Genomic DNA, 16764 nt, shown 5'->3' on the forward strand with positions numbered 1-16764 from the left:
CGGCCACGCACCCGTCCGGGTGTCAGCCCAGGCGGCCGGCCCGCTCCTCCAGGTAGCGCCGCTCGGGCTCGCTGGTCGTCTTGCTCGCCGCCTCCCGGTACGCCGCGCGGGCGGCGGCCGCGTCGCCCGCCATCTCCAGGAGGTGCCCGCGCACGGCGGGCAGCCGGTGGTGCCCGGCGAGCGGTCCGTCGACGGTGGCGAGGAGGGCGAGGCCTGCCCGCGGGCCCTCGACCATGCCGACGGCCACGGCCCGGTTCAGCGTGACCATCGGGCCGGGCGCCACCGTGGCCAGCACCCGGTACAGCTGCGCGATCTGCGGCCAGTCGGTCTTCTCGGCGCACTCCGCCTCGGCGTGCACGGCGGCGATCGCCGCCTGCAGCTGGTAGGGCCCCACCGGTGCACGCGCCATGGTCGCCTCGACGAGCTCGACCCCCTCGCCGAGCATCGCCCGGTCCCACAGCGTGCGGTCCTGTTCCGCGAGCGGCACCAGCCCGCCGTCGGGCCGGGTGCGGGCCGGCCGGCGCGCCTCGGTGATCAGCATCAGCGCGAGCAGGCCGGCCACCTCGCCGTCGTCGGGCAGCAGGCGGCGGACCTGCCGGACCAGCCGCAGCGCCTCCCGCGTGAGCTCGGGCCGGTGCAGGTCGGGCCCGGACGTCGCGGTGTACCCCTCGTTGAACACCAGGTAGAGCACGTGGAGCACGGCGCCGAGCCGGGACGCGCGGTCGGCGGCGGCCGGCACCTCGAAGGCGGCGCCCGCCACCGTCCGCTTCGCCCGGCTGATCCGCTGGCCGACCGTCGACTCCGGCACGAGGAAGGCGCGGGCGATCTCGGCGGTGGTCAGCCCGCCGACGGCGCGCAGCGTGAGCGCCACCTGCGACGGCGGCGACAGCTCCGGGTGGCAGCAGAGGAAGAGCAACGTCAGCGTGTCGTCCTCGGCACCGGGTGGTTCGGGGGCGGCCTCGTCGAATCCGTCGAGCAGCGCGGAGGTGGTCTCGCGCCGACGCCGGGCGTGCTCGCTGCGCCACTGGTCGGTCAGGCGTCGGGTGGCGACCGTGAGCAGCCACGCGCGCGGGTTGTCCGGCACGCCGTCTGCCGGCCACTGGACGGCGGCCGCGAGCAGCGCCTCCTGCACCGCGTCCTCGCATGCCTCGAACTGGCCGTGCCGGCGCACGAGCACGCCGAGGACCTGCGGGGCGAGCGGTCGCAGCACGTCCTCGAGCGCCGTCCCCACCACCGGCACGAGCTTACGGTGGGCCAGACTCCGCGACGTGTCACGTGCAGCGGGTCCGCTGGCGCTGCTGCGTGCCTGCCACCCGGAACCGACGGCCGCCGTCACCGCCGTCACCACCGCCCTCGCCGTGGCGGTGGGCCGCGCCGCGCCGGGCGTGGTCCTCGTCGCCGCCGCGGTGCTCGCGGGGCAGCCGTCGATCGGCTGGCTGAACGATGCGCTCGACGCGGGCCGCGACGCCGCCGTCGGGCGGCGCGGCAAGCCGGTGGCCGCCGGTGCCGTGCCCGTGCGGACGGTCGCCGTGGCGGGCGGGGCCGCCGCGGCGGCCTGCGTGCTGCTCTCGTTCGCCTCGGGGTGGGCCGCCGGGGCCGTGCACGTGGTGGCGGTGGCCGCGGGATGGGCCTACGACCTCGGGGTGAAGGCCACCCGGTGGTCCGTGGTGCCCTACCTCGTCGGCTTCGGGCTGCTCCCGGCGTTCGTCGTGCTCGGGCTTCCCGGCGCGCCCCTCCCGCCGTGGTGGCTACCCGCCGCCGCGGCGCTGATGGGGGCGGGTGGCCACGTCGCGAACGTGCTCCCCGACCTCGCCGACGACGCCGCCACCGGCGTGCGCGGGCTCCCGCACCGGCTCGGTGCGCGGGCGAGCCGGGCGGCGGCCGGGCTCCTGCCGCTCGCCGCCGCGGTGCTCCTCGCGCTCGCCGCGCCCCTGCCTGCCGTGCTCGAGTGGGGGACGCCGGTCCTCGCCGCGCTCGTGTTCGCGGCCGGGCAGCGGGCGGGTTCGCACGCGCACTTCCGCACGGTCGTGGTGGTCGCCGCGCTCGCGCTCCTGATGCTGTTCGTCGCCTCGGTTCAGTGGGCGGGAGCCGTGGTCCGGGGCGCGGTGGCGTAGCTCGTCGCGACGTGGGCGAGCGCGGTGAGCGACGCGGTGCCGCGGCCGAGTCCCAGGTCGACGGCGGCGTCGAAGACCGACTGGTGGCGCGCTGCCGCCGCGACCGCGGCGTCGAGGAAGCGGGGCCTGCGCAGCAGGCGGGACAGCAGGGCGCCGTGCGCGTGGTGCCGCTCGAACGTCCGGCTCATCGCGGCCCGGTGCGCCGCCCCCGCCGCGGGGCCGAGCAGGGCGGCCCGGCCGGCGAGAACGCCGGAGGCCAGCGCGTCGAAGATCCCCTCCCCGGTCAGCGGGTTGACCAGCGCCGCCGCGTCGCCCGCGAGCAGCACCCGGCCGTCGGGGTGGTGGCGCGGACCGGTGGAGAGCGGCAGGTGGTGGCCGCGGACGGAGGCCGGCTCGGGCTCGTGGCCGGGCAGGAGCGCCCGCATGGCCGCCTCGAGCTCGGCCCTGGAGCCGCCTCCGCGCTTGTCGAAGACCCCGAACCCGACGTTGGCACCGCCACCGGGCAGGGGGAACGACCACGCGTACGCCGGGTACGGCCCGCGGGCGAACTCGATCACGAGTGCTTCCGGATCCACCGCCGTGCGGGCGTACCCGCGCACGGCGACCGCGGTGGCCGACGGCGGCGCGGCCGGGGCGCCGAGCAGCCGGCGGACGACGGAGTTCGCGCCGTCGGCGCCGATCACGACGCGCGCCGCGACGGCGCCGTCGATGACGACGTGGTCCGGGCGCACCTCGAGGCGCCGGACGCGGTGCCGCAGCAGCCGGGCGCCGCGGGCGACGGCGGCGGCCACCAGCACGGCGCCGAAGACGGTGCGCGGCACCACGCGGTTCGGGCGGGCGCAGGTGCGCTCGACCACCCGTCCACCGGGGCTGCGCAGCCGCATCCGCGGCACCGGCGGCCCGAGCCGGGACACGCCCGGCACCCCCAGCGCCTCGACCAGGTCGAGCGCGTGGGCGGCGATCCCGTCGCCGCACGTCTTGTCGCGCGGGAACTCCGCGGCGTCGACGAGCAGCACGCGGGCGTCGGGGCGCAGCTGCAGCGCGCGCAGCGCCGCGGCGCTCCCGGCCGGGCCGGCGCCCACCACCGCCACGTCGACCACATCGTCCACGCCACTGGTTCTACTCGCCCGCACCGGCGTGGAGCGGGCCGGGTCGACTACGCTCCGTAGGCGTGCCGGAGCAGCGCCGGGGCCGGCGGATCGCGATGACCTCCGAGGAGGTCGATGCGTTCCTCGCCGAGCAGCACACCTGCCGCGTCGCCACGGTCGGCCGGGACGGCCCGCACGCCACGCCGCTCTGGTACGCCTGGCACGGCGGCGCGCTGTGGCTCACGTCCGTGGTGCGCAGCCTGCGCTGGGCGGATCTGCGGCACGACCCGCGGATCGCCGTGGTCGTCGACGCCGGCACCGCCTACGGCGAGCTGCGCGGTGTCGAGCTGCGCGGGCGGGTGGAGGTGGTCGGCGAGGTGCCGCGGACCGGCGAGCCGGTGCCCGAGCTGGACGGGCCCGAGCGGCTCTTCGCGGATCGCTACACGGGCGGGACGGTCGTGCACGACGGCCGGCACGCCTGGCTGCGCCTCGTCCCGGACAGGATCACCAGCTGGGACTTCCGCAAGCTGGTCTGACCGGGGTCACGCCGCGGACAGCGCTTCGACCGCCCCCGCCGCCGGGATCTCCGGGTGCCGGGCGTTGCTGACGACCACCAGCTCGTAGGGGCTGGTGGTGCCCGGCCTCCACTGGCCCCCGACCAGCGGGGTCTTGGCGACGCCCCGCACCGGACCGGCCGTGAAGTCCAGCGGTCCGACGACGGTGTCGAGCCGCATGCCGGCGATCGCGTCCGCGATCCCCCTGCGGTCATCGGCGGACCCGACGGCACCGAACGCCGCCGCGGCCACCTCGAACAGCGCGTGCGCGAAGCCGATCGGCTGGGACCACTGCCGCCCGCTCGTGTCCCGGTACTCCGTGGCGAGGTCGGCCGCGCTCTGCCCGGTGAGGGAGGATGTGAACGGGTGGTTCGGCGACCACCCCACCTCGGTGGCGAGGTTCACGGCCGCCGCGCCGATCCCCTCCACGGTGGCCGGGAAGTGGATGCCCCTGCCGATCGTCGCCAGCCGCGGGCGGTAGCCCTGCTGGCCCGCCTGCCGCCAGAACGTCGCGAAGTCCGCCGGGCTCGGCACACCGAGCAGGACCTCGGCGGCCCCGGCGCGGAACGCGGCGATCTGCGCCGAGAAGTCCTGCGTGCCGCCGACGTAGTTGCCCGGGTCGACGATCGTGTAACCGCGCTGGGCGACGGCGGGCGGGAAACCCGCGCCTGGGTTACCCCAGGCCAGCCCGTCGGTGTCGTTGGGCCACAGCGCACCCGCGGTCCGGTTGGTGGCCACCTGGTCCCACATGTCGGCGTACACGGCCTGGGTGTCCTCCAGGCCCCACGAGAACAGGTAGGTCCACGCGAACGGGGCCTGCGGCCGTCCGCCGCGCCCGTAGAACCACGACTGCCACGGGGTCGCCGTGGCCACGCACGGCAGGCCCGCGGCCTCGCACTGGTCGCTGACCGCGTTCGCGGTGTCGGAGGTGGCCGAGACCAGCATCAGGTGGATGCCGTCGTCGAGGACGAGGCCCGCGGCGACGTCGCCCGCCCGGTTGGAGTCGGACTGGCTGTCGCGTCGGAGGATCTCCACCCGGTGCGGCCTGCCGCCGACGTGGACGGGGTTCGCGGCGAAGAACTCCGCCATCACGTCGACGACGAACCGGTCGGCTTCGCCGTAGGGCGCGAGCGGCCCGGTCTCGGGGCTGACGTAACCGATCCGGATCACGTCGTCGCGACCGGCCGCGGCGTCGGCGGTCCGCGGCCCGGGCGCGCAGGCCGTGGCGGCGCCGCCGGCGAACGCGGCGACCCCCGCGGCGCGGACGGCCCGGAGGAACTGCCGACGGTTCGGCCGCGAGCCGGTGGCTGTGCCGTCCTGCATACCGTCCTCGTGCTCGCGTGCGGGCCTGAATCGATGCGCAGCATCATCGGCAGACATCTGACGTGTCAAACCGGAGACTGCGACACGCGGTGCGCGGTGGCCGCGCGACGGACCACCGCGGGTGCCCATATCATGACGCAGCGCAGCAGGTGGCCACCCGTTCAGCGCATCCTTGGGTCAGCACTACCGACAACCCCGGGTGACTCTGGTTACACTGCGACAACAGGTGATCATGGTGCCCGGCGGCCTGGGCGGGCCGCCTCGCTCCCGAGCGTCCGACTGGAGAGAGACCGACGTGACAACGGACGACCGGCCGGCCGCCCGCCGGCGGTCCGCATGGCCGTCGCCACGGCACTGGAGCGTGCGGGTCAAGTTCTCCGTCGTGCTCGTCGTACCGCTCGTGCTCGCGGTCGCACTCGGCACCATCCGGATCCTCGACCAGGTCAAGGAAGCGGCCGACCGCGACCTGGTATCGCGGTTCGTCGCCACCCAGGGCATGGTCACGTCCCTCGTCGTCGACGTGGAGCGGGAGCGCTACCGCGCCACGGAGTTCGTCGCGAACGGCCGGGCCGACGAGCGTGCGCTGCAGGGCGTGATCGACGCGGTCGACCAGCGCGCCGCCCGGAGCCGCGACGCGGTGGCGCGGCTCGCCGACGACGTCCCGGCGATCGTGCTCGTCCAGCAGCAGGCCGACCAGGCCATCTCCCGGCTCCCCCCGCTCCGCGAGGTGGTCACGCGGTCCAACGCCCCGCCCGAGGCCGTGGTCGCGCGCTACTCGGAGCTCATCGAGCAGCTCGTGCAGCTCGACACGGCGCTGCTGCGCAACATCAACACCTCCGAGGTCACCGGCCTCGCCAACGCACTCGCCGGGCTCGGCGCCGCACGCAACGAGGCCACTCTGCAGGAGGCGCAGATGGCGATCTCCGTGCGCACCGGCCTCTCCCCCACGCTGGCCTCCGACCTGCAGTTCAGCAATGCGCGGCTGGAGAGCGGCCTCGCCGACTTCCGGGTGTCGCTGAACGCGGCGCAGCGCGTGCGGTACGCGGGGCTCATCCCCGGCCCCGGCAACACCGCCCGCAACGGCCTCGTCCAGGCCGTGCAGTCGGGTGCGCCACCGGCCGGGGCGGGCGTCGCCACCGTGGCCGACGTGTACAGCCGCTTCCTCGGCGAGCTCGACGCGGCGGCCGAAGGCCTGCGTTCGGAGCTGCGCACCGCGGTGGCGGAGCGGCGGCAGAGCGCGCTCGTCGAGGCGTGGGTGAACGCCGTCGTCCTGCTGTTGGCGCTCATCCTCGCCGCTGTGATCGTCGGCCTCGTGGCGCGCGGGATGATCGCCTCGCTGCGCACGTTGCGCCGCAGCGCCATCACCGTGGCCCAGAACCGGCTGCCGGAGGCCGTGCGGCGGATGCGCGAGGGCACGCCGCCGAGCGTCAACATCACGACGGTGCCGGTCACCACCCGCGAGGAGGTGGGCGAGGTCGCCCGCGCCTTCGACGCGGTGCACGAGCAGGCCATCCGGCTCGCCGCCGAGCAGGCCACCCTGCAGAACAACATCAACGCCATGTACGTCAACCTCTCCCGCCGCAGCCAGGCGCTGGTCGACCGGCAGCTCGTGCTCATCGAGCAGCTGGAGGAGGGTGAGGTCGATCCCGAGCAGCTGTCGGATCTCTTCCGGCTCGACCACCTCGCCACGCGCATGCGGCGCAACTGCGAGAACCTGCTCGTCCTCGCGGGCGCCGACATCCCGCGCCCCGCCGCCGAGCCCACTCCGGTGCTCGACGTGCTGCGGGCCGCGGTCTCGGAGATCGAGCACTACCAGCGGGTGGTGGTGCAGAACCCGCCCGACGCCACCTTCGCCGGCAGCGCGGCCAACGACATCCAGCACCTGCTCGCGGAGCTGCTCGACAACGCCACGAACTTCTCGCCCAGCGAGAGCCAGGTGGTGATGAGCTGCAGCCAGGCCCGCGACGGCTCCATCCTGGTGGAGATCTTCGACGAGGGCATCGGCCTCTCCCCCGGCGAGCTCAGCACGCTCAACGACCGGCTGCGCAACCCCGTCGAGTCCACCGCATCGGTGGCGGCGTCCCGGCGCATGGGCCTGTTCGTCGTCGGCAGGCTCGCCAACCGCCACGGCGTCCTGGTCGGGCTCTTCACCGACTCGATGGGCGCGGCCAACAGCGCGCCGTCGAAGCGGGGGGTCACGGCCCGGGTCACGATCCCGGCCGTGCTGGTCGGCGAGCGCACCAGCGAGCCCGACCAGGTCGTGTGGTCGCGCCTCGACGCCACCTCCGCCCCGGCGGCCCCCTCCCGCATGGCGCTCCCGGCGGGCCCGGCCCCGCGCGTGCCGGACGAGGAGGGTGAACCGCTCACCGCGGGCGCCACCGGCTCCGACGGCGCCGCGCTGCCGTGGAACCGCCCGGCACCCCGCCCGCGCTACGACCCCACCAACGGCGAGACCACCATGCGGCTGCCCGTGGTGCCCGCCAAGCCGGAGCCGCCACCGGTCCCGGAGCCCACCCACACGCCACCCCCGGTGGAGCCGCCCGCCGCGGACGTGCGCCCGGAACCGATCGGGCTGTTCGAGCCGGCCGTCCCGCCGCCCACGCTCCCCGACCCCACGGCTCCCCGGCCGCCCGACCCGCTGGCCTCCGAGGCCGAGGACATCGAGGCCACCCCGATCTTCGCGGAGGTCACCTCCGGGTGGTTCCACGTGCCGGCCGCCCACCCCGACGACGGCGGTCCCGTGCCCGCGGGAGTCGGGGCCCGTGGCCGTGCCGCAGGGGGCCCGGACCCCACCGCGTTCGTCACGTCGGCCGACGCCGTGTGGCAGGCCGCCCGCGCGGCCACCGAGAGCCAGCCGAGCGGCTACACCCAGGCGGGCCTGCCGAAGCGGGTGCCCCGCGGGCGGCTCATGCCCGGCAGCGCGATGCCGGGCGAGCCGCCGCCGTCGATCTCCGGGCGCGACCCGGAGGCCATCCGCGGGCGCCTGTCCACCTTCCAGCGCGGCGTGCGCCACGGAAGGCACGCCCGCGGCGAGGAGGAGAACTCCTAGCGCGGGCGTGCCGGTCGCTCCGCGGGCGTCAGCCCGTGATCAACGGCCAGAGCCCGTCCTGGCCTGCCGCGAGGACGGTGGCGCCGAGGTCGGCGTTCCACTCCGCGTCGGAGCCGTCCTCGTCCCGCCAGGCCCAGAGCCGGGTGGTCCACAGGCGCAGGTCGTGCTCGCGTGTGAAGCCGATGGCGCCGTGCACCTGGTGCGCGATCCGGGCGACGACGCCCGCGGCCTCCCCGGTTCGGGACTTCGCCGCCGCCACGGCGAAGCGGGTGGACGGTGCCGAGAAACCGGCGCCGGCCGCCCGTGCCGCCGCGGAGGCGGCCGCCGACGCCGCGGCCACCTCACCCGCCGCGAGCGCCAGCTGCTGCTGCACGGCCTGGAACCGGCCGATCGGGCGGCCGAACTGCTCGCGCTGCCCCGCGTAGCGGACGGTGGCGGCCAGCGCGCCGCGCGCGGCACCGGCGAGCAGCTGGGCGCGCCCCAGCGCGGCGCGCAGACGCAGCTCGGCGGCCGCCCCGTCCGGGGCCGCGACGACGGTGGTGGCCGTCCCGGCGACCGTCACCGTGTCGCGGGGTTCCTCGGCCAGGTTGGCCTTCTCGGCGATCTTCGCCGCACCCGCGTCGAGAAGCACCACGTGGGAGCCGGTCAGCACGACCACGCCTGCCGCGGCCCGCGCCCACGGCACCCGCGGCAGCTCGCCACGCACCGTCGTGCCGTCCACGTCGAGGGTTCCCGCGACCGCGGTGAGCGGCCCGTCGGGCAGCGGCACGCCCGCGGCGTGCAGCAGCCACCCGGCGAGCAGGTCGGTCTCCACCAGCGGAACGCGGGCGGCGTGCGCCCCCGCCTCCGCGAGCACCACGGCGGCGTCCTCGAGGGTGCCCTCGCTGCCCCCGGCCTCGGCGGGCAGCGTCAACCGGGCCAGCCCGGTCTCCTCCAGCGTGCGCCACAGGCCCGCGTCGAACCCGGTGTCGCTGGAGGCGGCATCCCCGAAGACCGACGCCGCCAGCTCCTGCAGCTCCGCGTTCACCGATGTCGTCATCGCAGCCCCAGCCCCCTCGCGACGATCCCGCGCAGCACCTCGTTCGTGCCGCCGCGCAGGGTGAACCCGGGCGCGTGCAGCACCGCATCGGCGAGCAGGCGCGCGAACCCGGACTCCGCACCCGGGTCCGGCGGGGTGGCGACCAGGAGCCGCGCCACGTCGATCACCTCGTTCTCGTACCGGGTGCCGAGTTCCTTGACCACCGCGGCGGCCAGCTCGGGCGCCTGCCCCGACTCCAGCGAGCCGGCCACGGCGAGCGACATCCGCCGCAACGTCCACAGCCGCGCCACCAGCCCGCCGACCTCGCGCTCCGCGCCGGTCGTACCCGCCAGCTCGCCGACGAGCGCCGCCAGCAGCGGGAACGTCGACAGGAACCGCTCCGGCCCGCTGCGCTCGAACGCCAGCTCGCTGGTGACCTGCTTCCACCCGGCGCCGATCTCGCCGAGCACCATGTCGTCCGGGATGAAGACCCGGTCGAAGACGACCTCGTTGAAGTGGTGCGCCCCGGTGAGCAGCGGGATCGGGCGGATCTGCACGCCGGGCGCGTCGAGCAGCACGATGAACTGCGACAGCCCGGCATGTCGGTTCTGCTCGTCGCGCGGCGCCGAGCGCGCGAGTGCGAAGAACGCGTGCGCGTGGTGCGCGCCGGACGTCCACACCTTCGTGCCGGTGAGCTCCCACCCGCCGTCCACGCGCTCGGCGCGGGTGCGCACCGCGGCCAGGTCCGACCCGGCGTCGGGCTCGCTCATCCCGATGCCGAAGTACACCTCACCCTTGGCGATCCCCGGCAGGAACCGCTGCCGCTGCTCCTCGGTGCCGAACCTCAGGAGCGTGGGCCCGATCTGCCGGTCGGCGATCCAGTGCGCGGCCACCGGCGCGCCCGCCGCGAGCAGCTCCTCGGTGACGACGTAGCGGTCCAGCGCCGAGGCGCCCTGCCCGCCGTACTCCTGCGGGATGGTCATGCCGAGCCAGCCCCGGCGCCCGAGCTCCCGCGAGAAGCGCTCGTCCCAGCCCGAGAGCCACACGTCCGGGCGCGGCGACCACCTCCCGGCCGCCCGTTCCTCCGCGAGGAACTCCCGCACCTCGGCACGCAATGCCGCCGTGCTCGACGGCAGCTCGGTGGGTGGTGGCACGAGGTCCGGGAGGCGGTGCAGCGTCGCGGTCACCGGCCCATCCTCTGCCATCGCGCGGACCGGCACCGAGTGGCACGCCCCACAGGACGACGCCCGCTGCGCCGTCCCGTCGGTGGTGGCAGCATCGCGGCCATGACGAACGCCGGGACGAATCCTGCCGCCACGAGCAGCTCCAGCGACGAGGCCCGCGTGGTCGACGCCGTTCCCACCGGTCTGTTCATCGGCGGGGCGTGGCGCCCGGCCGGGTCCGGGCGCACCTTCCCCGTCGACGACCCGGCCACGGGCAAGACGCTGTGCGAGGTGGCCGACGCCGGGCCCGAGGACGGGATGGAGGCGCTCGCCGCGGCCGCCGCGGCGCAGCAGTCGTTCGCCGCGATGCCGCCCCGGGACCGCGGTGAGATCCTGCGCCGCGCCTACGAGGTGATCACGGAGCGGATCGATGACCTCGCGCTGCTCATGACCCTCGAGATGGGCAAGCCACTCGCCGAGAGCCGCGGCGAGATCGCCTACGCCGCCGAGTTCTTCCGCTGGTTCGCCGAGGAGGCCGTGCGCATCGACGGCGGTTACGCGGTGGCCCCCAACGGTGCCAGCCGGTTCCTCGTGCAGAAGCAGCCGGTCGGGGTGTCGCTGCTCATCACGCCGTGGAACTTCCCGATGGCGATGGGCACGCGCAAGATCGGGCCGGCGATCGCGGCCGGCTGCACGATGGTCATGAAGCCCGCGCAGCAGACCCCGCTCTCGATGCACGCGCTCGCCGCGATCCTCGCCGAGGTCGGCCTGCCCGACGGCGTGCTGAACCTCGTCACCACGTCCGACGCGGGTGGTGTGATGGAGCCGCTGATCCGCGACGGCCGCGCGCGCAAGCTGTCGTTCACCGGGTCCACGGCGGTCGGGAAGAAGCTCTTGGAGCAGTGCGCGGAGAAGGTGCTGCGCACGTCGATGGAGCTGGGCGGCAACGCGCCGTTCCTCGTCTTCGACGACGCCGACCTCGACAAGGCCGTCGAGGGCGCGATGCTCGCCAAGATGCGCAACATGGGCGAGGCGTGCACGGCGGCCAACCGGTTCCTCGTGCAGCGTGGTGTGGCGGAGGAGTTCGCCGGGCGCCTCACCGAGCGGATGGGGGCGCTCGTCGTCGGCCGCGGCACCGAGGACGGCGTCCAGGTGGGCCCGCTCGTCGACGCGAAGGGCCGCGACAAGGTGGTGGAGCTCGTGCGCGACGCGGTGGGCCGCGGCGCCCGCGTGCACGTCGGCGGTGAGCCGGGTGACGGCGCAGGCTACTTCTACCGCCCCACCGTGCTGTCGGACGTGCCCCTCGAGGCGCGCCTGACGTCCGAGGAGATCTTCGGGCCGGTGGCCGCGATCAGCGTCTTCGACGACGAGGACGAGGCCGTCCAGGCGGCCAACGACACCGAGTACGGGCTGGTCAGCTACCTGTACACGGAGAACATCAACCGGGCGCTGCGGGTGTCGGAGCGGCTCGAGGCCGGGATGGTGGGGCTCAACACCGGGCTGGTCTCCAACCCGGCGGCCCCGTTCGGGGGCATCAAGGAGTCCGGCCTGGGCCGCGAGGGCGGGTCCGTCGGGATCGACGAGTTCCTGGAGACCAAGTACGTGGCCATCGGCTTCGGAGGCTGAGGTGGCGGCCTAGGTCCGGCGCCCGCGGGGCGGCCATGATCGGCGGATGCGGTCACAGAGCCCGCACCGGCACCCGCACCGGTGCGGCTTGAGAACCGCATGTGGTGATCATGCCCGTGAGACCGCCTCCTGGTGGCGCCACCGGAGGGCCCACACCGCTACGGCCCGGTCCTCCCCGGTGGCTGCTGTCCGGCGGGAGCCCCGCCCGGCCCGGGGTTGGCCGGCGCGGCCCCACGCGGTGCCGCCGGTGCGTTCGGGTCGGCCGCACCCGGCGCACCGGCGGGCGGGGCGTTCGGGTCGGCGGGGGCCGCGGGCTGGTCCGGTTTGTCGTCCGGGTCGGCCACCGCCTGGTCGGTGTTGTTGTCGCCGCCGATCACGGTCACGAAGGTCTCGGGATCGGTCCGGGTGACGATGGCCTGGACCAGCAGGACCCCGCCCTGCATCGCCATGAGCCCGACGAGCCCGACGAGTGCGACCGCCGTGGCCCCGTTCAGCGCCCGTACCCGCGCCGACTTGCGGTAGTGCCGCGCCGCCGTGGTCTCCACCGCCCACGCTCGCATCCCCATCAGGAGGAAGAGGATCAGGACGGCGGCCCACACGACGATGTCGAGTCGGGGATCGATCACGGCGCACCTCCCGGTTCGACCTTGCGGAGCACGACGTCGAACCCGTTCTGGTAGGTGATCACGTACTCGCCGGTGGCGACGATCTGCTGCACGGCGTCGAGGGACCACCCCGGCGGCTTGAGCTTCAGGTCGCGGCCGTACGCCTCCGTGGACTCGAACGAGAGGATCACGTCGGGGTCCTGCAGGTCGACGCAGCGGACCGGGTCGTCGGCCAGGTCCGAGCAGCCCTCGATCGAGTTGCCGCGGCTGTGGGTGTCGATGCCGTCGACCGCGTAGGGCCCGACGCCGCTCACGAGCGGCACCACCTCGAGCCCCGGCGGTGTGGTGGCGTACACCTCGCGGGCCATCGCCACCTCCTCCGGGTACACGATCATGTACGACTCGTTCCCGCCCCGGATCAGGATCAGCGAGCCGAACAGCACCGCCATGCCGGCGGCGAGCACCTTCTCCATGCCGCGCCTGCGGCGCGCCATCCAGCGCAGCGCGTCGGTGCCGAGGATCGACAGGATCGGCAGGCCGAACAGCACGATCCGCAGGAACACCTCGCTGCCGTAGCCCTGCGCGGCGAACGCCATGGGCACCGCGGCCAGCGCGATCGGGGTGAGGTCGCGCCTGCGCCGCCAGTACACCCATGCGCCGACGATCGCGAGCAGCCAGGTGAGCCCGGGTACGGCGATGCGCAGGACCTTGACGAACTTCTGACCCGCGTCGCCGGCGAGCCGGTCCGACACCCCGGCCTGGAGCGCGTCCTCCGCGTTGCCCGATCCGATGATCATGTCCAGCTGGTTGAGCCAGAAGTCGCGACCCGCGATGAGAATGTAGACGACCACCGCGACGATCCCGACCAGCACGAGGCCGCGGCCGCGGAACCGGCCGACGATCGCCAGCACCACCAGCTGGCCGATGATCGCGAACGGGGTGAGCTGGTGTTCCGGGGCCACCGCCATGATGCACAGCGCGGCGCAGAAGTAGATCAGCAGCAGCTGCCGCGGCGGCAGCGTCGGCCGGTTCGGCGGTGTCAGGGCGGCCACGAGCCAGCGGCGGGGCAGCGCCAACCGCTTCGCCTCGGCGTGTGGTTTGGGCCAACCCGGCACGCCCGCCGCGTCGGTGCGCCGGGTGGCCAGCGGGCCGAGCGCGAACACCAGCGGCGTCAGCATCAGCACGATGGCGGTGGCCTGCGGGGAGAAGTAGTCCTGCTCGATCCAGTTCAGGCCGAGGAACAGCCACGCAGCGGCCCACGGGGCGCGGTGGCCCCCGAGCATCGAGCGGGCGAGCGCGTAGATCCCGATCGCCCAGACGCCGACGATGACGGGCGGGAACCAGCGCAGCACCTCGTCCAGCTGCGTGGCGCCCGCGGCGTCGCGGAACCACGCCCACTGGGCGAAGAACGCGGGCCAGTAGAAGCGGGCGTCGTAGCCCTCGACGACCCGCCCGTCGCCGGCCATCGCGTCGACGAACCCGGAGATCAGCCACGCCGTGGAGAACCGGGCGGCGGGCTCGACGACCGACGGGAGGCCGTACGAGCAGAGGATCAGCGTGGCGGTGGCCGTGCCGAGCATCGGGATCCGCGGCCGCGGCGACCACAGCTCGGCGGCGCACGCCGCGACGGCGCACAACATCGACGCCCACGCCGCCGGGCCGAGGACCTTGGCCAGCCCCCAGCCGTCGAGCGAGGAGAGGTCGGTGGTGGCTGCGGCGATCGGCAGCAGTGCCACGGCGGCGAGCGCGAGCGCGGGCGAGAGCCACCGGTAGATGCCGATCGACGGCGGCGCGGGTGGCGGGACGGGCGGCCGCTGCCGCTGCACGGGCAGTGCGGTGGTGATCGGGTCGAGGCCGGCCGCCCGGGCGGCCGAGGTGCTCCCGGGCCGCGTCGGGCGGGCGGCCGCCGGTCCCGGCGCAGGCCGTGGCGGCGGACCCGGCGGGCGGGCGGCCGCGGGACCGGGATCCGCACCGGGTGACGGCGCCGGGCGGCGTCCCTCCTGGGGACCCGGCGCGGGGCGGCCGGGCGGGGCCGGCGGTGCCGGACGCTGCCCGTCCGGGCGGGGCTCGGGGTGCGCCTGTGGCCGGGCGGCGGGTGGGGTGTCGGGCCGGGGCCCCGGTGGCGGGGGGCGCCTGCCCGGCGGTGCCGGAGGCGTGCGGCCGCGGCCCGGAGTCCCGCCACGGTCGGTCGATGTCACGGTGCACGCACCTCCACGTCGGTCCGGCGCGCCGCCGGGATGACGAGCACGGCGGCCGCGCAGGCCACCTGGACGATGATGTAGCCGATCGCCACGAGCCGCAGCTCGGTGACGTCCCCGGCCGTGCCGGGCAGGGCGATCGCGACGACGAGCACGAGCACGGCGCTGAACAGCTGGAGCCGGTCGAAGCCCACCCCGTGACCGAGTGCCTGCCGCACGCCGAGCTCGTGCGTGACGACGAGCCGGAACGCCAGCCCGAGCAGCATGAGCCGCAGCAGGTCCCCGGCGTCGGCGTACGCCGGGCCGAAGGCGGTCAGGAGCGGGCCTGCGAGCGCGGCACCGAGGGCGATCAGCGGGAGGAACACGATGAGCAACCGGCGGCGGGCCCGCGCGACCAGCTCACCCGTGCGGCCCGGTTCGCGGGCCACGGCGCCGGCGAGTGCGTGCACGGTGTACGCCGCGCCGAGGTCGACGAGCACGAAGACCTGCCACGCGACGAAGAACACCGCGCCGGTCGCGGACCCGAACCGCACGGTGACCACGATCGGCACCAGGTGGTAGAGCAGCGCGGTACCGACCAGCGAGATCACGGCGGGTACGCCGGAGGACCCGTCGCCGCTCGCCCTGCTGAGGAGCAGCGGGACGGCGGCGACGGCCGGCACCGCCCAGGCGGCGGCCGGGCCGAGCCAGGACAGCACCACCCCGTCGGCGCCGAGCCCGGCCACCGCGCAGAGTGCGACGACCGCACCGATCTGCACCGGTGCGAAGAGCGCGCTGCGCCAGACCACCCATCCCGGCTTCCCGGCCCCGGCGAGCACGACGTCGTGTGCGGCGAGGAGCCCGCCGGCGGCGCATCCGGCCGCCACGATCAGCGGGCCGGTGACCGCGGGGGCCCCCGGGATCGTCACCACGCCTGCGAGCCGCGGCACCAGCAGGCCGCACGCCAGGCCGGCGACCGCGGCCGGCGGTACGACCAGCAGCGGCGCCATCCAGGCGACGCGCGCGGGCCGCTGCCCGCGCATCGGCCGGATCACCGCGGGGGCGAGCGCGGCGAGGAGCAGGACCACCGACACCACGAGCTGCGCGTCGCCGAGGGCCGTCACCGGCACCACGTGCGCCGCCACGAGCCACCCGACCAGGCCCCCGGCCGACCCGAGCAGGGCGCTCAGGGCCAGTGCGCTGCCGTCGGGACGCCCGCCCCCGGGCCCGACGATCGGGATGTCGGCGGTGTCGGCCTCGCTGAAGGGGTCGCTGGAGGGGTCGGGCTCAGCGGCTTCCGGAGCCACGGGGATGCGGCTGGTCTCGGGGGTTTCCGGGCCGACCTGCTGGAGCTCTTCGGTGCGCGCGCGGGACGGATCGAGGACCACCGTGGGCGGGTCCGCCCGGGGGTCGGGGTGGGTGCGGCCGAAGTGGTCGGGCCGGACGGTCGCCGCCTCCAGGACCACGTTTCCCGTCCCGCTCGGTCTCGGGGCGCTCTGTGTCGGGTGCCGACGGCTCACGACACCGCGACCCGCAGCGGCCCGCTCACGGCCGTTCTCGTGGTCACTGAGCCACCACCGCATGTCGGAGCAGGAACGGAACGCTGACCGCCGTGATCGCGTACAGCGAGAGGTCGGGCCGCCAGAAGGCCGCGCTGACCATGATCTGGGCGATCAGCAGCGTGACGGCCACGCCGACGCCGACGGTGAGCAGCCACACGTGCGCGGCGGGGGCCCGCCGCAGGAAGCCCGCGGCGGCCCAGCCGGGGCCCAGCACCAGGAATCCGATGGTGACGACGAACCTGATGTCTCCGAGGATGCCGCCCGTGGTGCCGAGTGCGTTGAACGCACAGGCGGCGACGCCGAAGACGACGAGGACCAGCGCCACGTAGCGCCGTGCGACACGCGCACGTGTCAGCACGGCGTTCGAGGGTGGCATGGTCACCGTCTTGCTCCGTTCGTCACCTCACCACGCCCCCTCCCGGCACGGTCCGACCACGTGATCCACCGGAGGCGCGGGTACACCCGACCGACCGGCGAGTCTAGTC

The 16764-nt window shown here is 75.3% G+C and carries 13 protein-coding genes; 4 read left to right on the plus strand and 9 right to left on the minus strand.

Features of this window, described 5'->3' with window-relative positions; all coding sequences use genetic code 11:
• Positions 1–22 precede the first annotated feature (22 nt).
• Positions 23–1231, minus strand: coding sequence for an RNA polymerase sigma factor (locus ABEA81_RS09925; protein WP_345604763.1), 1209 nt, complete (start codon positions 1229–1231; stop codon positions 23–25).
• A gap of 37 nt (positions 1232–1268) precedes the next feature.
• On the opposite strand from ABEA81_RS09925, the gene ABEA81_RS09930 reads away from it, so the two are divergent.
• Entirely contained in the window at positions 1269–2114 is an 846-nt protein-coding gene (locus ABEA81_RS09930) for a UbiA family prenyltransferase (protein WP_345604604.1), read from the plus strand.
• Here the strand turns inward: ABEA81_RS09930 and ABEA81_RS09935 are convergent.
• Positions 2075–3223, minus strand: a complete 1149-nt coding sequence (locus ABEA81_RS09935; protein ID WP_345604605.1) for a geranylgeranyl reductase family protein — start codon at positions 3221–3223, stop codon at positions 2075–2077. The two genes, ABEA81_RS09930 and ABEA81_RS09935, sit on opposite strands and share 40 nt — an antisense overlap.
• Positions 3224–3285: 62 nt before the next feature.
• On the opposite strand from ABEA81_RS09935, the gene ABEA81_RS09940 reads away from it, so the two are divergent.
• The gene (locus tag ABEA81_RS09940; RefSeq protein ID WP_345604606.1) at positions 3286–3738 is read left to right on the plus strand and encodes a pyridoxamine 5'-phosphate oxidase family protein; all 453 of its coding nucleotides are present in this window, start codon (positions 3286–3288) and stop codon (positions 3736–3738) included.
• 6 nt (positions 3739–3744) lie between these two features.
• On the opposite strand, the gene ABEA81_RS09945 is transcribed toward ABEA81_RS09940, so the two are convergent.
• Positions 3745–5079, minus strand: coding sequence for an ABC transporter substrate-binding protein (locus ABEA81_RS09945; protein WP_345604607.1), 1335 nt, complete (start codon positions 5077–5079; stop codon positions 3745–3747).
• A 295-nt stretch (positions 5080–5374) separates the two neighbouring features.
• Here ABEA81_RS09945 and ABEA81_RS09950 point away from each other — a divergent pair, with 295 nt between their 5' ends.
• Positions 5375–8128, plus strand: coding sequence for a sensor histidine kinase (locus ABEA81_RS09950; protein ID WP_345604608.1), 2754 nt, complete (start codon positions 5375–5377; stop codon positions 8126–8128).
• Between the two features lie 28 nt (positions 8129–8156).
• Here ABEA81_RS09950 and ABEA81_RS09955 read toward each other — a convergent pair whose 3' ends face one another.
• Together ABEA81_RS09955 and ABEA81_RS09960 are read right to left on the minus strand one after the other, a co-directional pair.
• Positions 8157–9167, minus strand: coding sequence for an acyl-CoA dehydrogenase family protein (locus ABEA81_RS09955; protein ID WP_345604609.1), 1011 nt, complete (start codon positions 9165–9167; stop codon positions 8157–8159).
• A complete protein-coding gene (locus ABEA81_RS09960; protein WP_345604610.1) occupies positions 9164–10333 on the minus strand; it encodes an acyl-CoA dehydrogenase family protein in 1170 nt (389 codons plus the stop codon). The genes ABEA81_RS09955 and ABEA81_RS09960 overlap by 4 nt, the downstream gene beginning before the upstream one ends.
• 99 nt (positions 10334–10432) lie before the next feature.
• Between ABEA81_RS09960 and ABEA81_RS09965 the strand changes: the two genes are divergently transcribed.
• A complete protein-coding gene (locus ABEA81_RS09965) occupies positions 10433–11935 on the plus strand; it encodes an NAD-dependent succinate-semialdehyde dehydrogenase (protein WP_345604611.1) in 1503 nt (500 codons plus the stop codon).
• 158 nt (positions 11936–12093) lie between these two features.
• Here ABEA81_RS09965 and ABEA81_RS09970 read toward each other — a convergent pair whose 3' ends face one another.
• The 4 genes from ABEA81_RS09970 to ABEA81_RS09985 all read right to left on the minus strand — a co-directional run bounded on the left by ABEA81_RS09970 (position 12094) and on the right by ABEA81_RS09985 (position 16661).
• Positions 12094–12561 (minus strand): hypothetical protein, encoded by a 468-nt coding sequence (locus ABEA81_RS09970; protein ID WP_345604613.1) that lies wholly within the window; start codon positions 12559–12561, stop codon positions 12094–12096.
• Complete coding sequence (locus tag ABEA81_RS09975; RefSeq protein WP_345604614.1) at positions 12558–14366, minus strand: hypothetical protein; 1809 nt, start codon at positions 14364–14366, stop codon at positions 12558–12560. The genes ABEA81_RS09970 and ABEA81_RS09975 overlap by 4 nt, the downstream gene beginning before the upstream one ends.
• Positions 14367–14734: 368 nt before the next feature.
• Positions 14735–16183, minus strand: a complete 1449-nt coding sequence (locus ABEA81_RS09980; RefSeq protein ID WP_345604615.1) for a lipopolysaccharide biosynthesis protein — start codon at positions 16181–16183, stop codon at positions 14735–14737.
• Positions 16184–16280: 97 nt separating this feature from the next.
• A complete protein-coding gene (locus tag ABEA81_RS09985; RefSeq protein ID WP_345604616.1) occupies positions 16281–16661 on the minus strand; it encodes a hypothetical protein in 381 nt (126 codons plus the stop codon).
• Positions 16662–16764 lie beyond the last annotated feature (103 nt).

Origin of the sequence: Pseudonocardia adelaidensis (genome assembly GCF_039543345.1) — a bacterium.
Lineage (GTDB): Bacteria > Actinomycetota > Actinomycetes > Mycobacteriales > Pseudonocardiaceae > Pseudonocardia > Pseudonocardia adelaidensis.